This is a genomic window from Bradyrhizobium sp. USDA 4510, assembly GCF_054059095.1.
This window is the reverse complement of the sequence record NZ_JBSSBT010000001.1, coordinates 2,772,646-2,792,378: the sequence shown is the minus strand read 5'-3', so window position 1 is coordinate 2,792,378 and position 19,733 is coordinate 2,772,646. Positions and strand designations below refer to the sequence as shown.

Genomic DNA, 19,733 nt, shown 5'->3' with positions numbered 1-19,733 from the left:
CGCACCTTCAGCCCGCCGGGCTTCCGACCTCACCATTGATGACCGGCCCGAACAGCTCCCACACGCGGCCGTCGAAACGCCGCATCTGCATCTGTTCGACCGGGTAGAAATCAGTCGGGCTGGTGTTGACCTTGATGCCGGGCAACAGCACGTCGACCTCGAGATCACGAAGGCTTGCCGCCTGCCGCATGATATTCTCGCGCGACAGATCGTCGCCGCATCGGCGCAACACCTCGACCAGGGTCTGCGTCGCCATGTAGGACGAGACGTGGCCCTGGTCCGCCTTGTTCGCGCCGGGCATATACTTGTCCATGAACGCATTCCACTTGATCATCCCCGGATCGTTGTTCCAGAGGGGATCGGAGGGGTCCTTGGTATAGGCGGTGCTCAGCACGCCCTTCGCGTTCTCGAGCCCGGCCGGCTGCAACACCGATCCGATCGAGCCCGAAACGCTGCTCAGGAAATGCATCGGTTTCCAGCCGAGTTCGGCGACCTTCCTGATCGCAAGCGCCGCAAACCGTGGCGAGGTGAGATCCACGAAGACGTCCGCGCCCGCGGTCTTGAGCTTCACGATCTGGGAGTCGGCGGTCGGATCGGAGACTTCGTAGTTCGCCTCCGCCACGATCAGCGACGTCTTCGCGCCGAGACCGTCCTTCAGTCCTTTCAGCACGTCCTTGCCGAAGTCATCGTTCTGGTAGAGCACGCCGATCCGCGCGTCCGGCTTCTGCTCCAGGATGAACTTCGCGAAAATCCTGCCCTCACTCTGATAGTTCGGCTGGAAGCCCATCGTCCACGGGAAGCCCTTCGGGTCGCCCCATTTGGTTGCGCCGGAGGCAACGAAGAGCTGCGGCACCTTCTTCGTGTTGAGGTATTTCTGGATCGCGGTGTTTCCCGACGTCCCCAGCGGCTGGAACACCAGCAGGACCTCATCGTTCTCGACGAGCTTGCGCGCCTGCTCGACGGTCTTCGGCGGGCTGTAGGCGTCATCATAGCTGATGAACTTGATCTTGCGGCCATTGATGCCGCCTTGATCATTGATCATCCGGAAATAGGCTTCGCTTGCCTTTCCGATCACGCCGTAGGCAGACGCGGGCCCGCTGTACGGCATGATGTTGCCGATCTTGATCTCGGTATCGCTGACCCCCGGATCGTACTTCTTCTGCGCATCGGCCTGGGTGCTCGCGAGCACGATACAGGCCGTGAGGGTCAGGGCTTCGATTGTCAGGTCCTTGCGGGCCATCGTTTCCTCCGATTCTCTTGCATTTTTTGTCACCGACGTTTCGTCGGTCGTCGCTTCTCAGCGCCCGCGCCAAACCGGCATTCGCTTTTCGGCGAAGGCGCGAAGGCCTTCGACGCGATCCTCGGCCTCGAAGGCAATCGCCGCGATCGGCGCCTGCCGGCTCCAGGCCTCCTCGTCGGTCCAGTTCGCCGACTGGAAGATGATCTCCTTGGAGGCGGCGAGCGCGGTGGGGCCGTTGACGAGAAGTTCCTCGGCGAAGGCAATCGCGTCGGTGAACGCCTGCCCGGGCGCGCTGATGCGGTTCACCAGTCCATGGCGCTGGAAGAATTCGGCCCCACGGAAGCCGCCGGTCAGCGCCAGCTCCATGGCGATGTGATAGGGAATGCGCCGCGGCAGCCGGAACAATCCGCCGCCGACGGCCGCAACATTGTGCCTGACCTCGGGCAGCCCCATCTTCGCGTCCCGTGCCGCAACGATGAGGTCGCAGGACAGGCAGAGCTCGAGCCCGCCACCGACCGCAAACCCCTCCACCGCCGCGATCAACGGCTTGCGCGACGGCCGCTTGAACATGCCGAAGCCGCCGCGGTCCGTCACTGCGCGCTCGTTGCGGGCCACCGCTTTCAGATCGGCGCCCGCGGAGAACGTGCCTCCGGCGCCCGTGATGACGCCGATGAAGAGGTCATCCTCGGCATCGAGCAGATCCATCGCCCGGTGCATCGCCTGCGCGGATGCAAGGTCGAAGGCGTTCTTGGCCTCCGGTCGATTGATCGTAATCACCAGGATATGGCCGCGACGCTCGGTCAGGACTCGCTCGCTCATTTTGTCACCGTTCAAAATCACATTGAGAAGGAGAAGCCGCCATTGACCGGATAGGTCTGGCCGGTAATCCAGTCGCTGGCGCCGGAGGCCAGATAGAGAGCCATGTTCGCGACGTCCTGCGGCTGGCCGGGACGGCGTATGACGTATTTCTCCATCATCTTCTTGAGTCGGTCCGGATCGGCCTTGAGACGGGCTTCGATCGGGGGCGTCATCGTCGCCGCGATCGCGATGCAGTTCGCCGTGATCTGGTAGCGGCCGAGCGACCGGGCGATCGCACGCGTGAAGCCGGCGGCACCGGCCTTGGCACCAGAATAGACCTCGAGCCCCGCCTCGCCGGTGCGGCCGGCGTCCGATATGATGGTGATGATCCGTCCACGACGGCGCTCGATCATCGACGGAATGCAGCTGCTCGCGCAGTTGATCACGCCGTAGAAGTTCACCCCGATGAAGCTGTTCCAGGCGCCAGGTCCGGTCTCCCAGAACGGCTTCCGCGCTTCCGGATCGGGCGTCGCCCCGGCATTGCCGGCGTTGTTCACCAGAATATCGACGCGGCCGAACGCCTCGTTGCCCTTGCGCACCATCGCCTTCACGGCGTCGAGGTCAGTCACGTCGCCAGCCGCCGCAACGGCCTTGCCGCCCAGCGCCCTGATTTCCTCGACGACGGCCTTTGCGCGGTCCTCGAAGAAGTCGTTGACGATGACGCCGTCCGCGCCATGGGCGGCGTAATGCAGCGCGATCTGACGGCCGACGCCCTGCCCGGCGCCGGTGATCAAGGCGACATTGTCGGTTAAATCGAGGATTCCACGCACGGTCCGTTACCTCTCCGATGGATTGATCACGCCGGCTGGGGTTCGGGCTGGCCGACAAATCCGACGCCGAGCTCACGCAATCTCGACACGTCCGAAGCGCCGAAGCCCCATTGGCGCAGCGCGGCCGCACCGTGCTCGCCGCGGCGCGGCGCTGGTTTTGGCGGTTCGGACGGCGTGCCGAGGAAGCGTGGCGCGGGCGCGGGCTGAACGATACCCGCGACCTCGATGAAATTGCCGCGGGCACGGTTGTGCGGATGATGCGGCGCTTCCGAAAACCCGAGGACGGGGGTTACGCACGCGTCGCTATCGTTGAATATCGCGCACCATTCGTCCCGCGTCTTGCCGAGAAATGCCCGCGCGAACGCGTTGCGCAGCGCCGGCCAGCCACCGCGGTCGTATTGCTCCGGGAGTTCGGCGTCGGCGAGGCCGAGCTTGTCGACGAGTTCGGCATAGAAGCGCTGCTCGACCGCGCCCACGGCCATGTACTGGCCATCGAGGGTCCGATAGCTGTCGTACCATGGTGCGCCGCCATCGAGGATGTTGCTGCCGCGCTGCTCCTGCCAGCTGCCTCCGGCGACCAGCCCCCACATGATGGACCCAAGCTGCGCGGCGCCCTCAGTCATGGCGGCGTCGACGACCTGCCCCGTCCCTCCGCGATGCACGTTGAGCAGCGCAGCGACAACGCCAAGCGCGAGCAGCATGCCCCCACCACCGTAGTCACCAACCAGGTTAAGTGGTGGCAGGGGCCGCCCGCCTGCCGGCCCGATCGCCGACAGGACACCCGATAGCGCGATGTAGTTGAGATCGTGGCCGGCATTCTCAGCCAGGGGACCAGTCTGCCCCCAGCCCGTCATGCGCGCATAGACCAACCGCGGATTGCGCGCGAGCGCAGCTTCAGGCCCGAGGCCGAGCCGCTCCATCGTACCAGGGCGAAAACCCTCGATCAGCACATCGGCTTTTTCGATCAAGGCGAGCGCCGCGGATGCCGCCGACGGCGATTTCAAGTTCAGCGTGACCGAGCGGCGGCCTCGGCCCGTGATGTCGTCGGGCCTTCCGCTGCGGCGCGGCCCCAGATCCTCCGGCGGCGAGGGACGGTCGATCCGCAAGACATCGGCTCCCATGTCGGCCAGCAGCATCGCCCCGAAGGGGGCCGGACCGATTGCCTCGAATTCGAGGACGCGAATTCCGGACAAAACGCTCAATTTTGATCCGATCGATTAGTGTGAACGCCAGCTTGCGCGAAAACTACACTCGGAAATGCCTGGACCGCCCCACCCGCTCCGGGTGGTCTTCGGGTTGCGCCGTGACATAATGTGGTTTTGCTGCCGCCGGGCCGGCCGCGACGATCCCGGCGGAGGACGGAGGATTGACTGAGATGACGTCTCGCCGGCCGAGCGATGCAGGTGCATCACCCGAGCCCCTTCAATCGATCGTCACGACAAAGCTGTTCCCGCCGCGCGAGGCCGGCCGCCTGCTGCCGCGAGATCACCTGATCGCGCAATTGGTCAAGGCGCGGCGGCATCGTTGCGTGCTGGTCGACGGCCCCGCGGGATCGGGCAAAACGTCATTGGTGGCGGCTTGGCGGCGCGAATTGCTCGCACTCGGCTTCGACGTGGCGTGGCTCACGCTGGCGCCCGATGACAACGAGGTTGCCCGCTGGCTGGACTATTTGCTGGCGAGCTTTTCCGAGGTCGATCCAACAATCAGTGATACTGCATCGCAGCTCACGGGGCGAGGCGTCGACAGTGAGGCCGTCGAGCGCACACTTATCGCCTTGGTCCGGAGCATCGCAGCGCGGCCGCGAGAGATCGTGTTGATTCTCGATGACCTTCATTCATTGACTGACTTAGCCAGCCGCTGGGCCCTGCAATGGCTGCTCGACCAGGGCCCGCGCAACTTGCATTTCGTCCTTGTCTGCCGCGGCGCTCCACCGGTCTCACTTTCCCGGCTACGTGCTCAACACAGCGTCTTTGAGCTCGGATTTCGGGACTTGCGTTTCTCTCAGGGCGAGGCCGAGGCCTTCCTCAAGGGCAAGCTCGGCGCCATCGACCGCCGCACCGCCCAGCGCCTCTATGAACTCACCGACGGTTGGGTCGCCGGTCTGCAACTGCTCTCGATCGGCTGGTCCCGGAAGCGCGACCTGCGGGATACCAAATTCGTGTCCCGCGGCCAGATCCAGGACGAGCAATCGTTCACGGACTATTTCGAGCACGAGATCCTGTCGAAGCTCTCGAAGGCCGAGTACGCGCTGCTCGAGGCCGCATCGATCTGCAACCGCTTCTGCGCATCCCTCTGCGCAGCACTTCTCGGCAAGGAGGAAGACAGCGACAGGATCGGATCCCTGCTCGCCAGCCTCGTCACGCAGAATGTCTTCATCATCCCGGTCGAAACGTCGGACCGCGAGACCTGGTACCGATTTCACCCGCTCCTGGGCGAAGCCATGCGGGCCCGCTTGCGCCAGCATCCGGAGGCGCAGCAGCTGCAGTACCACAAAGCGGCGTGGATCTGGTTCCGGGATCACGGCTATGTCGATGAGGCGGTTCGCCATGCCTTGTCGGCCAACGAAGCCGCAGCGGCCGCAGAACTGCTGGACCAGTACGGTCAGGATCTGCTCGCGCGCGGCCAGTTTCGCAATATGAACAGCCTGGTTCGGCAACTGCCGGAACAGGAAATCCAGGCGCGGGCCAACCTGCGGCTATGGATGGCGCGATCGCAATTGCTGGCGCGGGAACTCGACGCTTGCGCCGACGGCCTGCGGCGGCTCGAGGCCGACTTGCCGGCCGACGACGCCTCCGCCCAGTTTGCCCTTGCACTCGTGAAGGCGACGCTGGCGGTCGCTTGCGACGATACTGACGCGGCCATGCGGGTTCTGCCGCAAATGCTGCATCCACCGGAGGACGCGGACCCTGCGGCCATCGGCGGACGAGACAACATCCTGAGCTGGCTCTACATGCACCGCGCCGACTATGAGCTGGCGCGACAGATTCAGCTCACTGCTCCTGCGACCCGAGCCGATGGCGTGCCGCTGCTCGGCTCCCCCGGCGGCCGGCTGCAGGGCCGCTGCCTGGTCGGGCTCAGCTATGCGCTGGAGGGCCAGATCATCGAAGCGGAACGGATCTATCGCGACGTGCTCTATGAATCCGAGCAGCGCGGCCCCTCCTGCATCGATCCGGCGTGCCTGGCGGCGGCGCTGCTCGGAGAGGCGCTCTACGAGCTCAACGATCCATCGGCCGCGTTGCAACTGCTCGAGGATCGCGTCGACGTGCTCGAACGCGTCTCCATTCCGGATTCGGTGTTGCGCGTCCTGTCGGTGCTATCGGCGTCGCACTGGCTTGCCGGGCGGCGCCAAGAGGCGCTCTCATATTTGGATCGGCTCGAAGACTACGCAGTCAGCCTCAAGCTGGATCGGCTGCTCGCGTACAGCCTCGGCGAACAGGTTCGACGTCACCTGGAGCAAAGTGAATTCGAGGCGGCGAAGCGCAAGCTCGCGACACTTGAGGATATCGGCCGGACGCACCCGAAATCCGGCAGCCATCTGGGCGACGAGATCTTCATTATCGTCGCGCGGGCGCAGGTTCGATCCGACGTTGCGGTCGGTCGTTACGAGGCGGCGGCCGCACGGCTCGGACCGCTGATCGAACTTTGCGAGGCACGTGGTCATCAGCAGATCGTGGCGATGCTGCAACTGCAGAACGCCCTCGCCGCCAAAAGGCGAGGCATGCGTGAGCAGGCCGGCGAGGCGACGCTGGCGGCCCTGCGACTCGGCCATCGGCTCGGCCTCGTGCGCAGCTTGCTCGATGCGGATGCCTCGGCGCTCGATTTGATCCGCTGGTGCGGCGACGAATTCGGGTTCGATGTCCTGCTGTCGTTCTACGTCGAACGGCTGCGCGATGCGGAAGTGTCAGCTCAAACAGCCGCGCCCACGCCACGAGGCGATGGTGCCGAGAGCCGATCGGCGATTCTCGACAGCTTGAGCGATCGCGAACTCGATGTGATCCGCCTGCTTTCGCAAGCATTTCCCAACAAGAAGATCGCGCGGGCGCTGGGGCTGTCGCCCGACACGGTGAAATGGCACCTCAAGAATATCTACGGCAAGCTCGGCGTTGCCGGCCGCGACGATGCGGTCGCGCGCATGCGCGATCTCGGCTGGAATGCGGACGGTGCTGCGGCGTCAACGTCCTGAGGCACTATGCGGTGCGCAGGGCCGGGTCAAAGCTGGCGTGAGATCAGATCGCGCATGACCTCGCTAGTTCCGCCGTAGATGCGGCTGACGCGCATATCGACGAACGATCGAGCGATCGGATACTCAAGCATGTAACCGTAACCGCCGTGGAGCTGGACCATTTCGTCAAGCGCCTTCCCCAAGGTCTCGGTCGAAAACAGCTTGGCGATCGCGGATTCCTGTAGCGTCAATCCGCGCTTCATGTGCTCGGCCAAATAGTGATCGATCATCAGGCGCACCGCGACGGCCTGGGCCTTGATGTCGGCGAGCTTGAACTTCGTGTTCTGAAAATCCCAGACCGTGTGGCCAAACGCCTTCCGCTCCTTGACGTAGGCGAGTGTGTGATCGAGCGCTGCTTCTAGGCGTGCCGCCGCCGAAACCGCGATCGAGAACCGCTCTTGCGGCAACTCACCCATCAGGTATCGGAACCCCATTCCTTCCTCACCGAGCAGGTTGCTGGACGGAACACGGACATTGTCGAAGAACAGCTCGGCCGTATCCTGGGCGTGCTGCCCGACCTTCTTGAGCTTGCGTCCTCGCCGGAAGCCTTCGCGATCGGCCTCGACGACGATGAGGCTCATGCCCCTCGCCCCCGCGGTCGCATCGGTCTTGCAGACCACGATAATAATGTCGGCGTTCAGCCCGTTGCTGATGAAGGTCTTGCTCCCATTGATGACGTACTCATCGCCTTCCTTGACGGCCGTCGTCTTGATCGACTTGAGGTCGCTACCGGTCCCCGGCTCCGTCATCGCAATCGCGAGGATCAACTCACCCGAACAGGCGCGAGGCAGCCACTTCCTCTTCTGCTCCTCGTTCCCGACCCGCGCGATGTAGGGCGCTATGATGTCGGAGTGCACCTGAAAGCCGGGACCGCTGACATTGGCCCGAGCGATCTCCTCCGCCATGACCGCAGCGTGTCCAAAGTCCCCTCCGCCTCCGCCATACTCTTCGGGAAGAATTACCCCCAGCAGCCCCTCCTGGCCCGCTCTGCGCCAAACCTCGCGATCGACCCGGCCGGCCTCGTCCCATTCGTCCTGTCGCGGCACGCACTCGCGCTCGACGAAGCGGCGCACGGTGGCACGGAACATTTCATGGTCTTCGCGGAAGACTTTGCGGGCGATATGCACGGAGCAGTTCTCCTCGGAATGGACGTGGGCGTGTATCAGGCCGAGGATAGTTCAGTGTCCGCCGAAGAAGACCACCCGTGGCGGGTAGGGCTGCGCCATGTCTTTTGGCGTTTTCAACCTCTTTGAACAGAGCGGGGATTCATTTTGATGGCGAACAACATTCGAACTGCGGAGTCCTGCGGAAATAGTGGACGCCAAGCGCGCTCCGCGTATGTCCTTGATCTATGCAGCCAAACAGCGCTCCTCTTCGATCATCTCTGACTCACCATCAAAGCTCTTTTCCGGAAGCGCGCCAAGGCAGCTTTTCGTGAATCTCGATCAGGGGCCTAGGAGATCTGTTTGAACTCAAAGTTGTCAAGGAGACCCTGAGGATAGCCCGAGATCGTATCCGCGGCCATGATGAGCGCCGTATCGAGCCGTATGGCCGCGCGCGGCCCGAGCAGTGCGACCGCTAGCCACAACGGCTTGTCGCGCTGCGCCTTGTTTTTTGCTGTCGCTTCGGACAACGGGATGCTGAGGGGAGCAGTACAGTGGCGGAAAACCCCTCCTCCGAACTCACGATGAAAAACTACGGGCTTGAGCGATGAATCGCGCAGCATCGCGTAGATCTTCGGCGGATTAGCGGTGGATTCGAACAACTGGATACAGTGGAGAGCCGTAGCGTAGAAATGGCGGAGAGAGTGGGAGTCAAACCCAACGGTTTTCGACCATTCCGCGTCGAACAGCTGAGACCGCACTTAAGCACTCGCCTCGCCCTGCCCTCGGAAGTTCAGATCCAGGCACATGCGCCACAGGCCTGCGCACGTTGGCTGTGTTGAGATTTTTCTCGATCTCCCGGTGCACACGTCGTGCACACGCCATCATCTAACCGATTGAAAAGCTTAAACTCTCGCTCCAATCCATCATCGGGGCGACGGAAAATTTCCATGTCATCTCAATTGCCTAGCCGCAACATCGGTTCAATGCAACACGATGTTTCGGAGCGCTGCCCGGCCGAAACAGGCCGGCCCAACCAAAATATCGAAAACAACCCCATGCAAAGCCAGCTTCGCCATTGCAGGGAGCTCAACGGAGGCGGTCAGAACTGTACCGGCTACCCGGGAAGTCGACAGACATCCGGATGCAGCAGCGGCGCCTCCTTGACCCAGATTTTCGCGCCCTGCGGGCCCACCGTCGCTTTCAGGTCGACGCCGGCGGGTAGCCGACCCCAGCCCTGCGGCTGCAGCGTCTCGCCCCCGATCGTTAGTCCCCCCGATAGAACAAAGAACTCGAGCCCGCGCGCGTTCGCAAGGCTGACGATTTCACCCGGCCGCCAGTCTTCAAGGCGGACCTCTTCGTGGCCGTCGTCAAATAGCACGCTGACGTTGCTTGCACCGGGGCGCGGCGCAACCTGTTGGCCCTCACCTGGCTGACGCACGACCTGGTTCCGGTCCTCGTCCCGGAACTGCCAGAGCCGCACGAAGATTGTGCAGCCGTCCTTCGAGGCGGGAACATGTGACGTCCCCGGAGGGTTGCGGAAGTAGCTGCCCGCGGGATAGTCGCCATGCTCATCCTGAAAGGTACCTTCAAGGACGACAATCTCTTCTCCACCGCCATGCGTATGACGCGGGAAGGCGCTACCGGGAGCATAGCGCACGATCGAGGTGGCGCGCGCGACCTCGGCGCCAATGCGGAACAGCATGCGCCGATCCACGCCGGCCGACGGACTGGCCACCCAGTCCAGCTTCGAGGCGTGAATGATAACAGGCTTCGACAGATCATCGTTGATGCGCATCGTTACTCTCCCTCAGGCTGCGCTATCCGAAACCCACCGCTTCTCCATTTCGGATCTCTTGACCAGCGCAGGTCCTAAACCAGGACACGTTCAGAACCCCGCGAGCGGAACGCCGCTCGCCGCATTCTGCGGTCGTCGTGACGCGATCAGCCGCCGCGCCTCGTCGGCGCGACCACTGCGCAGCAAGGCGCAAGTCACGGAATATTCCAGCAGGTCGCGCTGCGCGCGGCTGCCTCCAACCCTTTCATGGGTTGCCAGGACGGGCGTTAGCTCATCGACGACGCGTGTCCAGTCCCCCTTGGCCAAACCATCGAACCCGCGCGCGATGGGCACCACCATGTCCGCGGCGGGTCCCTTCGGGTTCTCGATGATCCTGGCCAAGGCCTCCGCATCGCCGGCCATTGCAAAGGCGAGCGCGCTGTGCATGTCGGCAAAGATGATCCCCGAGTTGGGAAACCACTTCGCCGCATACTGGCTGATCTCGCTCCACAGTTCCGGATATCGCGGCTCGCCCGCCATCTCGGCGCGCGCAAGGAACGAGGCGCAATCGGTGAGGACATTGATTTGCGGCCCCCATGAGCCGCCCGGATGCAGCGCCTCACGATAGATCTGCCAGGCTTGATCCCGCCTGCCGGTCTCCAGCGACCACAGGGCAAGATGCCAACTGATATGGCAATGCAGTTGCGCCTCGCGTGGGTAAGCGGCGTTCCATTGCTCGAGATAAGCCAGCCCCTCCTCGCGCTGTCCCTTCTCATAGAACAGATGGGCCTTGATATGCGCAGCGTGAGCGTTGCGGGGACAACCACGAAGTGCGGTCTCGATATTCCTGAAACCACTGTCGAGCCTGTGCAGCTCGATTTCGGCAAACGCGAGCACGGTTCGAAACCACCAGTCATCGCCGTAATGGGTTGCAAGCGGCTCCAGCATCGCCAGTTGCTCAATCTCGCGGCCGGACTTGCCCGAGAAGCCGATCAAGCCGAAGACACCGGTGGCCGGTGCCAGCACCATGGCATCGCGCGGCCAGTGCTTGATATGTTCGGCGATCGCCGAAACCGCCGCAGCGCCTTGACCACTCAGGATCTTGGCAAAGATCGCAATATGACCTTGCTCGCGCGAAGTCGTAGCAGGCGCCAGCGCGATCGCGCGTTCGAGCGGCGCTTTGACTTCGTTGCCGCGACCGAGCAGTTGCAGGGTTCGCGCAAGCGCAATGTGCGCCAGAGCAAAACCTTCGTCGGCGGCGATCGCGTCGCGGAATGCCTGGTCAATCCCCGACCCAGCCGAGAGCAGCTTGTCGACGCCGGCGACATATGCGTCGCGGGCGGCGGCAGAGCTTGTGCTCAAGGGGTTGCCGTACCGGTCTTCAAGAACGCCCACCCGATTTCCCATCGAACTCTCGGTCATTTTGATGACACTCCCTCCATGGAAACCTGCTTGGCCTTGGCTTGCCGCCGGCGGCGCTCGTCACCCAGCTTGAGCAGCCGCTCGCGATCCTCTGGATTTACTCTTCCATACCGGGGCCGCCAAAGGGAACCCTCCTCCTTCCACGCAAATGGCGCTTTCACAGTCGTTCGCGGCGCCGTCGCCGTGTCAAAAAGGGCGAGCGCCTGGCGCATGATTTCGCGCTGCATGTCCGGTCGCCAAGGATGCCCGCAAGGATTGCCCAGCGGGAAATCCCTGAAATAGAACCGTGGCACGCCGCAGTGCTCCACGACATCCTGCGCCGAGCCGACAATGACCGTCGGAATGCCGTTCGCTTCCAGATGCCGGGCCACCAAGCTTACGGTCTGATGACACACGGGGCAAAGGGGGCAAAGGATCGCAGCATCAGCCCCGTCTTTTCGAACCCGTGCCAGGATTTCAGGTGCATCCTCCGCGTTCGTTTTCCGTTGGCTGTATTCTGCCGGCACGCCGTGAAAGTGCCGGGTCAGTCCGACAAGGGCGCCCTCGCCGACCAATCCAAAAGCGGCTTCTACCGGCAGGAAGCTGCCCGGATCATTGGTGTGGGTCGACTCCTTGTCCCACGCAACGTTGTCGGTAAACAGCTTCCCGGGCGGCGGCGAAACCTCACCCGACCACACCCGTTTGACGCCGTCAAAATCCGGCGGACTGGCCGTGGTAATCAGTGCGATACGCAGATCCGATGACAGTTTGGCAGGTTTGATGAAAGGGACATCATCAAACCTCGCCCAGACATAGTCGTTGTCGTAACCAAGGGCACGGTAATATTGGCGCGTTCGCTCCATATATTGAACCGGGGTTTCCGCTACGCTCATGTGGATTCTCCTCGAGACGCTAGCTTGGTCGTGCGGTGGGCCGGTATGAAAAGCCGATGAGTGCCAGCAATGCGGCGACGAGTGGTGCGAACGACAGCATCAGGACGGTCGACCAGCTGAAGGACGACAGCAGCCCGCCCGACAGGAAGGAGCCGACGGTCATCGTGCCGAAGACCACGAAGTCATTGAGCGACTGAACGCGCGCCTTTTCCTCGGGACGATGGCACTCCAGAACCATCGCGGAGGCGCCGATGAAGCCGAAGTTCCAGCCGATCCCGAGCAGGCTCAGCGTCGCCCAGAAATGCACGACATCGATCCCGAGCAGGCCCACCGACGAAGAGGCCGCAATCAATACCAGCCCGACCGCGACGATCGCGGATGCGCCGAAGCGCGTGATCAAGCGGCCGGTCCAGAAACTCGGGGCGTACATCGCAATGACGTGCCACTGCAGACCGAGATTGGCCGATTCCTGAGGCAGCCCGCAGAGCTTCATCGCCAGCGGGGCTGCGGTCATGAGGAAATTCATGAGCAGGTAGGAGACGACCCCGCAGATCACGGCCAGGATAAAGCGCGGCTGCCGGGCAATGACAGCGAGCGGCCTTCCGGCGTTGAGATGCGTTGCAGTCAGCGGAGGAAGCTCAACGCCCGCCAGAATAACCGCGGAGAGCGCCGCAACCACCGCCTGGCCGACAAACGTCGCGGCAAAGAGGTACGGCGCCCACAGATTCATGGTGTGCGTCACAAGCTGTGGACCGATCACACCGGCGAACACACCGCCAGCCATCACGGCCGAGAGCGCGCGCGGACGCCGTTCAGGTGCTGCGCAATCGACCGCCGCAAAGCGGAACGAGAGCACCACGGCCGCGTAGACGCCGCCAAAGAAGGTCCCGGCGCAGAATAGCGGGAATGACGCGTTGAGTACCGCCAGGACCGCAATCAAGCCTGCGAGGACGCCGCTGCCTGCACCAAGCAGGAATGTCGTGCGCCGGCCATAGCGCTGCGCGACAACGCCCGCCGGCAGCGTGCACAGAGCCATGCCGACGACAAAAACCGAGACCGGCAGCGTCGCAAGTGCCTTGGTGGGCGCCAGCACGTCGCCGACCACGGCCCCGGTTGCGTAGACGACCGTGGAATTGGCGCCTGCGAAAGCCTGGGCGACAGCCAGCCTTGCGACATTGTTGCGCTCGCGGCGAATGGCGGTCGGCGCCTCATGGGTGGGAACGGAAAAATTGAAGTTCACGTTGCGGCTTGCTCCGCCGTTAGATGTCCGTCGATGGGACGTCGATCAGACCAGTGGCCGATCCACCGGGCCGTGGATCACCGCGTCGGAGTTAAGGAGAAATCGCTGGACTTTTCCTTCTACAGATTGCCAATTTATGTCGATGTAACGTCACATTTCGCCAGGGAATGCCGGCTGGAAGACGGTCGATGCCCCGCAGGGCCTCGGATCACCGAAGCCTTTGATCGTTCGGGTGCAGTCTCTTCCCGCGAGGAGCTACTTCGCCGAACACAGTCACAGCTGGAATCAGCTGGTCTACGCGATCTCAGGCGCGCTCACCGTGAAGGCGGATGGACGGCGCGTCGTCATTTCTCCGGAACAGGCCGTCTGGCTGCCGGCCGGTACGAAGCATTCGGTCGGCTCGCTGATGGGAGCGGAATTCCGGAGCCTCTGGGTCGCCAATGCTGCCAGCCAAGGCATGACTTCGCGCACGACCGTCATCCATGTGTCCCCGCTCCTGCGGACGCTCATCGTGGAAGCCGCGTCGCTGAAAAGCGAGGATCGTCGCTACGCCGACCGCGTTATCGCGCTCATCCTCGATCAGTTGCGGCGGGCGACGCCGATCTCGGCAGCGTTACCTTGGCCCACCCACCCGGGCTTGCTGGCCCTCTGTGAAACCCTCTACGCCGATCCTGGCCGCAGGGACTCGTTGGAAACCGCGGTTCAGTTCGGAACAGGCGGAATACGGTCGTCCGGACCAGGGGGACGCTCGCTTGTGCGCCGCTCTCAATGGCGAGGTAGGCGCGAGCCGTCCCTGCCCCGTCATCCAGCGAAAACAACGACCATGATCGATCCCCAGGTCGTCAGCAGAATATTGGAGATCGGATAGGCGGGCGTGTAGCCAAGCACCACCACGGAGCTGCCCGAGCGCTCCTGAATGGCCGCCATCGCGGCCGTGACCGTCTGTGCTCCAGTCAGCGCACCGAGCAGGAGGATCGGGTTCATGCGCAACACGAAATGGCCGAAGCAGAAGCCGACGATCTGCGGCAACAGGGTGACGATCATGCCGCCCAGCAGCAGCCCGATGCCCGACTCGCGTATCGCGGAAAGGAAGATCGGCCCGGCATGAATCCCGGTCAGGCCGACGAACGCAGCCAGTCCGAGCGATGTCATCAGGCTGATGGCGCCGTCGGGGATCCGGCCGAAATACGGCAGACGCGTACGGAGGTAGCCGACCAGAAGTCCGGCGAGCAGCGTGCCGACGCTGGTGCTCAGCGAGATCGTGATGCCGCCAACCGAAAAGCTTATGAGAACGCCAAGGAGGCCGCCGAGGAAAATCGCGAGCCCCAGCACCACGAAATCGATCGTGGTGCTGGGCGCGACGATGACGCCGATGCTCTTGGCCGCATTCTGCACCACGGTTTCAGGACCCACGATGCTCAGCAGATCGCCGCGCTCCAGAACCGTGCCCGCAGCGATCGGAAGCGCTTCACCGCCCCGGCTCATGGAGCGCAGATAAAGGCCGCGCGTCCAGTCTTGTTCAGACGCCTGCTGGAGGCTGCTGCCCGCGAGCTTCGCGTTGATCAGGAACACGTCCGCCGCGACCACGGGGATATCGAGGAGCTCCCGGTCCTCGACCTCCTCCCCGCGCGGTCCGATCAGTTCGACGATGATCTGGCGCGGCGCCGACAGCGCGACGACATCGCCTGCCGCCAGCACCGTTGCAGGCTCCGCCTCGAGGACGCGCTCGCCGCGACGGATGCGGTGGATGAATACACGCTGCCCGGGCACGCGCGTTTCGGCGGCCGCAACTGTCAGTCCGACGATCGCAGCGTGAGCATCCAGCCGGTAGGCGCGCAGTTCGAACTTGCGCCAGGCCGACGCGAGGCCGGGCTTGGCGCGCGTGATGCCCAGGGTCTGCTCTAGCTTGAGCGCCTCCGCCTTCAGATCGATTTTGAGCAGCGCCGGAACGACAATGGTGCAAAACGTGATCACGCCGGCATAGCCGAAGATGTAGCAGACCGCATCCGCGACCGCGATATGCGAGACAAACAACGCGCGCTGTGCCTCGGACACAGGCAGGGAATTGACCGCGTCGGTCGCCGTACCCATTGCAGCGCTCTGGCTGAGCGCGCCCGACAGGAGCCCGGCGGCAAAGCCGGGGTCGAGCCGCAGCACGCGTGCCACGACGATCGCCGCCACAAGACCGGTGAGGCTCACGACAACGGCCATCAGCATGGGCTTCAGCCCGTCGCGCTTCATCGCCAGCACGAATTGCGGACCGACCGAATAGCCGACCCCGAACAGGAACAGCAGGAACAGGAACGATTTGGTCATGCTCGAGACGGGCACATGCGCGAAATCGCCGACCGCGAGTCCTGCGAACAGCGCGCCCGTCACCGGGCCAAGGCTGAAAGCGCCGATCTTGAAGCTCCCGATCCAGTAGCCCGCCGCGATCACCAGGAACAGCGCGAGCTCCGGATAACGAACGAGAAATTGCGCCAGCCAGCTCAACATCGTCTCAACACGGTCCCGGGCCGCGACTATGTCATCATCATCACCAGCACCATGCCCCAGATCGTCAGCAGCGTGTTTCCGACCGCGTAGGTGACGGTGTAACCAAGACCGGGAATCTGGCTCTTCGCTCGGTCGTTGATCATGCCCAGCGAAGCGGTCGTGGTGCGCGCGCCGGAGCAGCATCCGAGCAGGATCGCGTCGTGGAAGCGGAACACGTATTTGCCGACAAACATCGCCAGGATCAGCGGCACGGTGGTCACGACGACGCCCCAAAGGAACAGGCTGAAGCCGAGCTTTTGCAGGCCGGCGACAAATCCCGGGCCCGAGGAGATTCCGACCACGGCAATGAAGACGTTCAGGCCGACCGAGTTCATAAACCACACGGTGGGTGACGGGATGCGGCCGAAGGTCGGGTGCACGGACCGGAGCCAGCCGAAGAACAGACCTGAGATCAATGCGCCGCCGGAGGTGGACAACGTCAGCGGCACGCTTCCGATCTTGTAGACGAAGGCGCCGACCAGGGCGCCGATCGCGATCGCAGCTCCGATGAAGGCGACGTCGGCAACATCGGTTGCACGGTCCGGCCGGCCCAGCATCTTTGTGGTGGCAGCGACATCGGACGTGCGGCCGACCAGGGTGAGGATGTCGCCCCGATTGATCTTGGTGTTCGGCAGGATCGGAATCTCGGTCGCGATCGCCCCCCGGGCGATCTTGCGCAGGAATACGCCGCGAGCGCCCGGTTCCTTGGCCAGTTGCTCCAGCGTCTTGCCGTCGACGTCCTTGCTGGTCACGTAGACATCGACACCTTCGATCGGCACCGCCAGCAGCTCGCGATCGTCAACTTCCTCGGCCTGCTCGCCGATCAGCTGCACCAGCACATCGCGGCGCCCGGCGACGGCGACGACATCGCCGGCATGTATCACGGTGTCGGAGGTTGCCTCCGCGATCTTGCCGGCTTGCCGGAGCCGGAGGACGAAGATGCGATGATCGGGAAGCAGCGCCTCGGCCTGCCCGACGGTCTTGCCGGCGACGGGTCCGCGCTCATGAACGCGATAGGCGCGCACATCGAACTGGTGCCAGGCCGTCCCTGGGCCGCCCAGCTCCTTCTTGCCGCCATGCTCCTCCTCGTATTTCTTGCACGCGGCTTCGAGATCGATCCCGAGCAGCGCCGGTCCGAGCAGCGCCAGCACGATCGCCGACCCAACCGTGCCGAAGATATAGGTCACGGCATAGGCGACCGGCATGGCATCGAGCAGCTTCTTGGCTTCGTCCGCGGGCAGACCAAGGCGATTGATGGCGTCGGTCGCGAGTCCCATCGACGCGGAGATCGTCTGCGAGCCGGCATAGAGCCCGATCGCCGATCCGACGTCGTAACCGGCGACCTTGGCGCCGAGATAGGCGGACAGCAGACAGAAGACGCAGACCACGGCCGCGAAAATCGCCTGCGGGACGCCGTCCTGCGCGATACCGCGCACGAATTGCGGTCCGACACCGTAACCGATTGCAAACAGGAACATCAGAAAGAAGAACGGTTTCAGCGGCCCTGATATGGTGATCCCGATCTGGCCGATGATGACAGCGGCAACCAGTGTCGCGGTGACCGCGCCCAGTCCAAGCCCCTTATAGGTGAAGGAACCGAAATAGTAGCCCAGGGCCAGCGAGAGGAAGATCGCAATTTCGGGATAGGTGCGGAGCGTCTGGAAGAGCCAATCGATCATGATGTCACCCGTTCATGCTGTCCCGGGGCTTCGGCGTGCGCCCGCTTCGATCTCGTGCGGGGGGTGCCGAAAAGGGCGAGCAACCGTATCGGTCGACATCAGACGGCGGTTGGCGAGCAGAATGTTGATCTATGTCAACCGCAACTGCGAGAGCCTCGCGATTTCATGATCTTGCCGACACTACGCACGAGCCGCGCACTTACATCGTGAGCGGCGATCCGTCGCAGCGATCGCATCGCGCTGCGCGTGACCGTTGACATAGATCAAGGCTCGTAACCGGTCGCCGATCATGCTGCGCGCGATTGCGCAGGCAACAGAGCCTGTCGCCACCATTCCAACAGCCTGCATCGCCCCCGGGAGTGTCAAATGGCCGATCTTCTGACCCTGAAGAAATTCGAGGCGTTGAGCCCCTTCGAAATCAAGGACGAACTGATCAACCTCGCCAAGAGCAATTCGAAGCGGAGCCAGATGCCGTTCCTGAACGCCGGGCGGGGCAATCCGAATTGGGTGGCCACGACGCCGCGCGAAGGCTTCTTCCTGCTGGGACAATTCGCCATCACCGAGAGCAAGCGGGTGATGGAGCATCCGGCGGGCATCGGCGGCATGCCCCAGGCAAACGGCATTGCCGGGCGGTTCGAGGCCTGGCTCAAGCAGCACAAGGACATGCCGGGCGCGAGCTTCCTGACCGACATGCTGCCCTTTGCGATCAAGAAATTCGGCTTCAACCCCGACGCGTTCGTCCACGAGCTGGTCGATTCGATCATCGGCGACAATTACCCGGTGCCGGACCGCATGCTGGTGCACAACGAAAAGATCGTGCACGAATACCTGATGTGGGCGGTTTGCGGCGAGCCCCGGCCGGCCGGAAAATTCGACATCTATGCGGTCGAGGGCGGCACGGCGGCGATGTGCTACCTCTTCAAGTCGCTGAAGGCCAACCGGCTGCTGGTGCCCGGCGATACGATCGCGTTGGCGACGCCGATTTTCACGCCCTACATCGAGATGACGCACCTGGAAGACTACGACCTGAAGGTGGTTCAGATCAGGGCTCCGCAGGAGAACAAGTTCCAGTTCACCGACGAGGAGATCAAGAAGCTGGAGGATCCGAAGATCAAGGCCTTCTTCGTGGTCAATCCGTCCAACCCTCCGGGGATGGCGTTGAGCAAGGAGACGGTTGCCAAGCTGGCCAATCTGGTCAGGACCAAGCGCCCCGACCTGATGATCCTCACCGACGACGTCTACGGCACCTTCGTGCACGGCTTCCGTTCGCTGCTGGGCGAGCTGCCGCACAACACCATCGGCGTCTACTCCTATTCGAAGTATTTCGGCTGCACGGGATGGCGGCTCGGCGCGATCGCCATCCACGAGGACAACATCTTCGACAAGATGATCGCCAAGCTTCCGGACGAGGCCGTGAAGGCGCTCGACAAGCGCTACGGGCCGCTTACGCTCGAACCGCGCAAGCTCAAACTGATCGACCGCATCGTCGCCGACAGCCGCGACGTGGCGCTCAATCACACTGCGGGATTGTCGTTGCCGCAGCAGGTGATGATGAGCCTGTTCTCGCTCGCGGAGATGATGGACGAAAAGAAGGCCTATCAGGCCGCCTGCATGGAGATCGTCAACAAGCGCCTGTGGTCGATGCTCGACGGCCTCGGGCTGGCCGACAAGCTGAGCCCGAATCCGAACTATGATGCCTACTACGCCCTGATCGATTTCGAGTTCTGGGCCCGAAAGAATATCGGCGACGAGGCGGTTGAATACCTGAAGAAGACCGTCCACCCGCTGGACCTGGCGTTCAGGCTGGCTGAAGCCCACGGGATCGTGCTGTTGAACGGCGGCGGATTCGATGCGCCCGAATGGTCGCTTCGCGTCTCGCTCGCGAACCTGCCTGACGATGTCTATGACGACATCGGGCGCGGCGTTCGGACCATCGCCAGAGGCTATCGTGACGCCTACGAGGCAGCGAAGGGCGGAGCCGCAAAACGCTGACAGCGGCGCTTGCCGCGCATCGG

The 19,733-nt window shown here is 63.3% G+C and carries 14 protein-coding genes and 1 pseudogene; 3 read left to right on the top strand and 12 right to left on the bottom strand.

What is annotated here, in order from left to right; genetic code table 11:
- Positions 1–7 precede the first annotated feature (7 nt).
- The 4 genes from ACVMDN_RS12325 to ACVMDN_RS12310 are packed head-to-tail and all read right to left on the bottom strand — an operon-like array spanning position 8 to position 4,061.
- A complete protein-coding gene (locus ACVMDN_RS12325) occupies positions 8–1,240 on the bottom strand; it encodes an ABC transporter substrate-binding protein (protein WP_141342448.1) in 1,233 nt (410 codons plus the stop codon).
- 57 nt (positions 1,241–1,297) lie between these two features.
- Positions 1,298–2,059 (bottom strand): crotonase/enoyl-CoA hydratase family protein, encoded by a 762-nt coding sequence (locus ACVMDN_RS12320; RefSeq protein ID WP_141342447.1) that lies wholly within the window; start codon positions 2,057–2,059, stop codon positions 1,298–1,300.
- 17 nt (positions 2,060–2,076) lie between these two features.
- Positions 2,077–2,868, bottom strand: a complete 792-nt coding sequence (locus ACVMDN_RS12315; RefSeq protein ID WP_310884889.1) for an SDR family NAD(P)-dependent oxidoreductase — start codon at positions 2,866–2,868, stop codon at positions 2,077–2,079.
- A 26-nt stretch (positions 2,869–2,894) separates the two neighbouring features.
- Positions 2,895–4,061: a CaiB/BaiF CoA transferase family protein gene (locus ACVMDN_RS12310; RefSeq protein ID WP_283812384.1), complete on the bottom strand. Its 1,167-nt coding sequence runs from the start codon at positions 4,059–4,061 to the stop codon at positions 2,895–2,897.
- A gap of 182 nt (positions 4,062–4,243) precedes the next feature.
- Here ACVMDN_RS12310 and ACVMDN_RS12305 point away from each other — a divergent pair, with 182 nt between their 5' ends.
- Complete coding sequence (locus ACVMDN_RS12305; RefSeq protein ID WP_310885961.1) at positions 4,244–7,051, top strand: LuxR C-terminal-related transcriptional regulator; 2,808 nt, start codon at positions 4,244–4,246, stop codon at positions 7,049–7,051.
- Between the two features lie 26 nt (positions 7,052–7,077).
- Here ACVMDN_RS12305 and ACVMDN_RS12300 read toward each other — a convergent pair whose 3' ends face one another.
- The 6 genes and pseudogenes from ACVMDN_RS12300 to ACVMDN_RS12275 all read right to left on the bottom strand — a co-directional run bounded on the left by ACVMDN_RS12300 (position 7,078) and on the right by ACVMDN_RS12275 (position 13,459).
- Entirely contained in the window at positions 7,078–8,217 is a 1,140-nt protein-coding gene (locus ACVMDN_RS12300) for an acyl-CoA dehydrogenase family protein (RefSeq protein ID WP_141342443.1), read from the bottom strand.
- A gap of 222 nt (positions 8,218–8,439) precedes the next feature.
- Positions 8,440–8,633 (bottom strand): annotated as a pseudogene (locus tag ACVMDN_RS12295) (integrase); the annotation flags it as partial.
- A 677-nt stretch (positions 8,634–9,310) separates the two neighbouring features.
- The gene (locus ACVMDN_RS12290) at positions 9,311–9,991 is read right to left on the bottom strand and encodes a cupin domain-containing protein (RefSeq protein ID WP_076826350.1); all 681 of its coding nucleotides are present in this window, start codon (positions 9,989–9,991) and stop codon (positions 9,311–9,313) included.
- Positions 9,992–10,081: 90 nt separating this feature from the next.
- Complete coding sequence (locus tag ACVMDN_RS12285; RefSeq protein WP_057017167.1) at positions 10,082–11,392, bottom strand: tetratricopeptide repeat protein; 1,311 nt, start codon at positions 11,390–11,392, stop codon at positions 10,082–10,084.
- Positions 11,389–12,264, bottom strand: coding sequence for a hypothetical protein (locus ACVMDN_RS12280; protein ID WP_076826348.1), 876 nt, complete (start codon positions 12,262–12,264; stop codon positions 11,389–11,391). Before ACVMDN_RS12280 ends, ACVMDN_RS12285 begins: the two co-directional genes overlap by 4 nt.
- Positions 12,265–12,283: 19 nt before the next feature.
- Complete coding sequence (locus tag ACVMDN_RS12275; RefSeq protein ID WP_456835876.1) at positions 12,284–13,459, bottom strand: MFS transporter; 1,176 nt, start codon at positions 13,457–13,459, stop codon at positions 12,284–12,286.
- Positions 13,460–13,724: 265 nt separating this feature from the next.
- Between ACVMDN_RS12275 and ACVMDN_RS12270 the strand changes: the two genes are divergently transcribed.
- On the top strand, positions 13,725–14,372 hold the full coding sequence (locus ACVMDN_RS12270; protein ID WP_246786804.1) for an AraC family ligand binding domain-containing protein: 648 nt from the start codon (positions 13,725–13,727) through the stop codon (positions 14,370–14,372).
- On the opposite strand, the gene aspT (ACVMDN_RS12265) is transcribed toward ACVMDN_RS12270, so the two are convergent.
- Both aspT (ACVMDN_RS12265) and aspT (ACVMDN_RS12260) read right to left on the bottom strand, forming a co-directional pair.
- Positions 14,306–16,000: an aspartate-alanine antiporter gene (aspT, locus tag ACVMDN_RS12265; protein WP_076826342.1), complete on the bottom strand. Its 1,695-nt coding sequence runs from the start codon at positions 15,998–16,000 to the stop codon at positions 14,306–14,308. The genes ACVMDN_RS12270 and aspT (ACVMDN_RS12265) overlap by 67 nt on opposite strands.
- Positions 16,001–16,026: 26 nt before the next feature.
- Entirely contained in the window at positions 16,027–17,718 is a 1,692-nt protein-coding gene (gene aspT, locus ACVMDN_RS12260; protein WP_076826340.1) for an aspartate-alanine antiporter, read from the bottom strand.
- A 366-nt stretch (positions 17,719–18,084) separates the two neighbouring features.
- Between aspT (ACVMDN_RS12260) and aspD the strand changes: the two genes are divergently transcribed.
- Positions 18,085–19,710 carry an aspartate 4-decarboxylase gene (gene aspD / locus ACVMDN_RS12255; protein ID WP_310884891.1) on the top strand — a complete coding sequence of 542 codons (1,626 nt, stop codon included), beginning with the start codon at positions 18,085–18,087 and terminating at the stop codon, positions 19,708–19,710.
- Positions 19,711–19,733: the final 23 nt, after the last annotated feature.

What these genes read in the sequence shown, in the direction of transcription:
- ACVMDN_RS12305 (WP_310885961.1), top strand. Translation starts at nt 4,244, where the DNA reads ATGACGTCTCGCCGGCCGAGCGATGCAGGTGCATCACCCGAGCCCCTT.
- ACVMDN_RS12290 (WP_076826350.1), bottom strand. Translation starts at nt 9,991, where the DNA reads ATGCGCATCAACGATGATCTGTCGAAGCCTGTTATCATTCACGCCTCG.
- aspD (WP_310884891.1), top strand. Translation starts at nt 18,085, where the DNA reads ATGGCCGATCTTCTGACCCTGAAGAAATTCGAGGCGTTGAGCCCCTTC.
- ACVMDN_RS12280 (WP_076826348.1), bottom strand. Translation starts at nt 12,264, where the DNA reads ATGAGCGTAGCGGAAACCCCGGTTCAATATATGGAGCGAACGCGCCAA.
- ACVMDN_RS12325 (WP_141342448.1), bottom strand. Translation starts at nt 1,240, where the DNA reads ATGGCCCGCAAGGACCTGACAATCGAAGCCCTGACCCTCACGGCCTGT.
- aspT (WP_076826340.1), bottom strand. Translation starts at nt 17,718, where the DNA reads ATGATCGATTGGCTCTTCCAGACGCTCCGCACCTATCCCGAAATTGCG.
- ACVMDN_RS12320 (WP_141342447.1), bottom strand. Translation starts at nt 2,059, where the DNA reads ATGAGCGAGCGAGTCCTGACCGAGCGTCGCGGCCATATCCTGGTGATT.
- ACVMDN_RS12285 (WP_057017167.1), bottom strand. Translation starts at nt 11,392, where the DNA reads ATGACCGAGAGTTCGATGGGAAATCGGGTGGGCGTTCTTGAAGACCGG.
- aspT (WP_076826342.1), bottom strand. Translation starts at nt 16,000, where the DNA reads ATGTTGAGCTGGCTGGCGCAATTTCTCGTTCGTTATCCGGAGCTCGCG.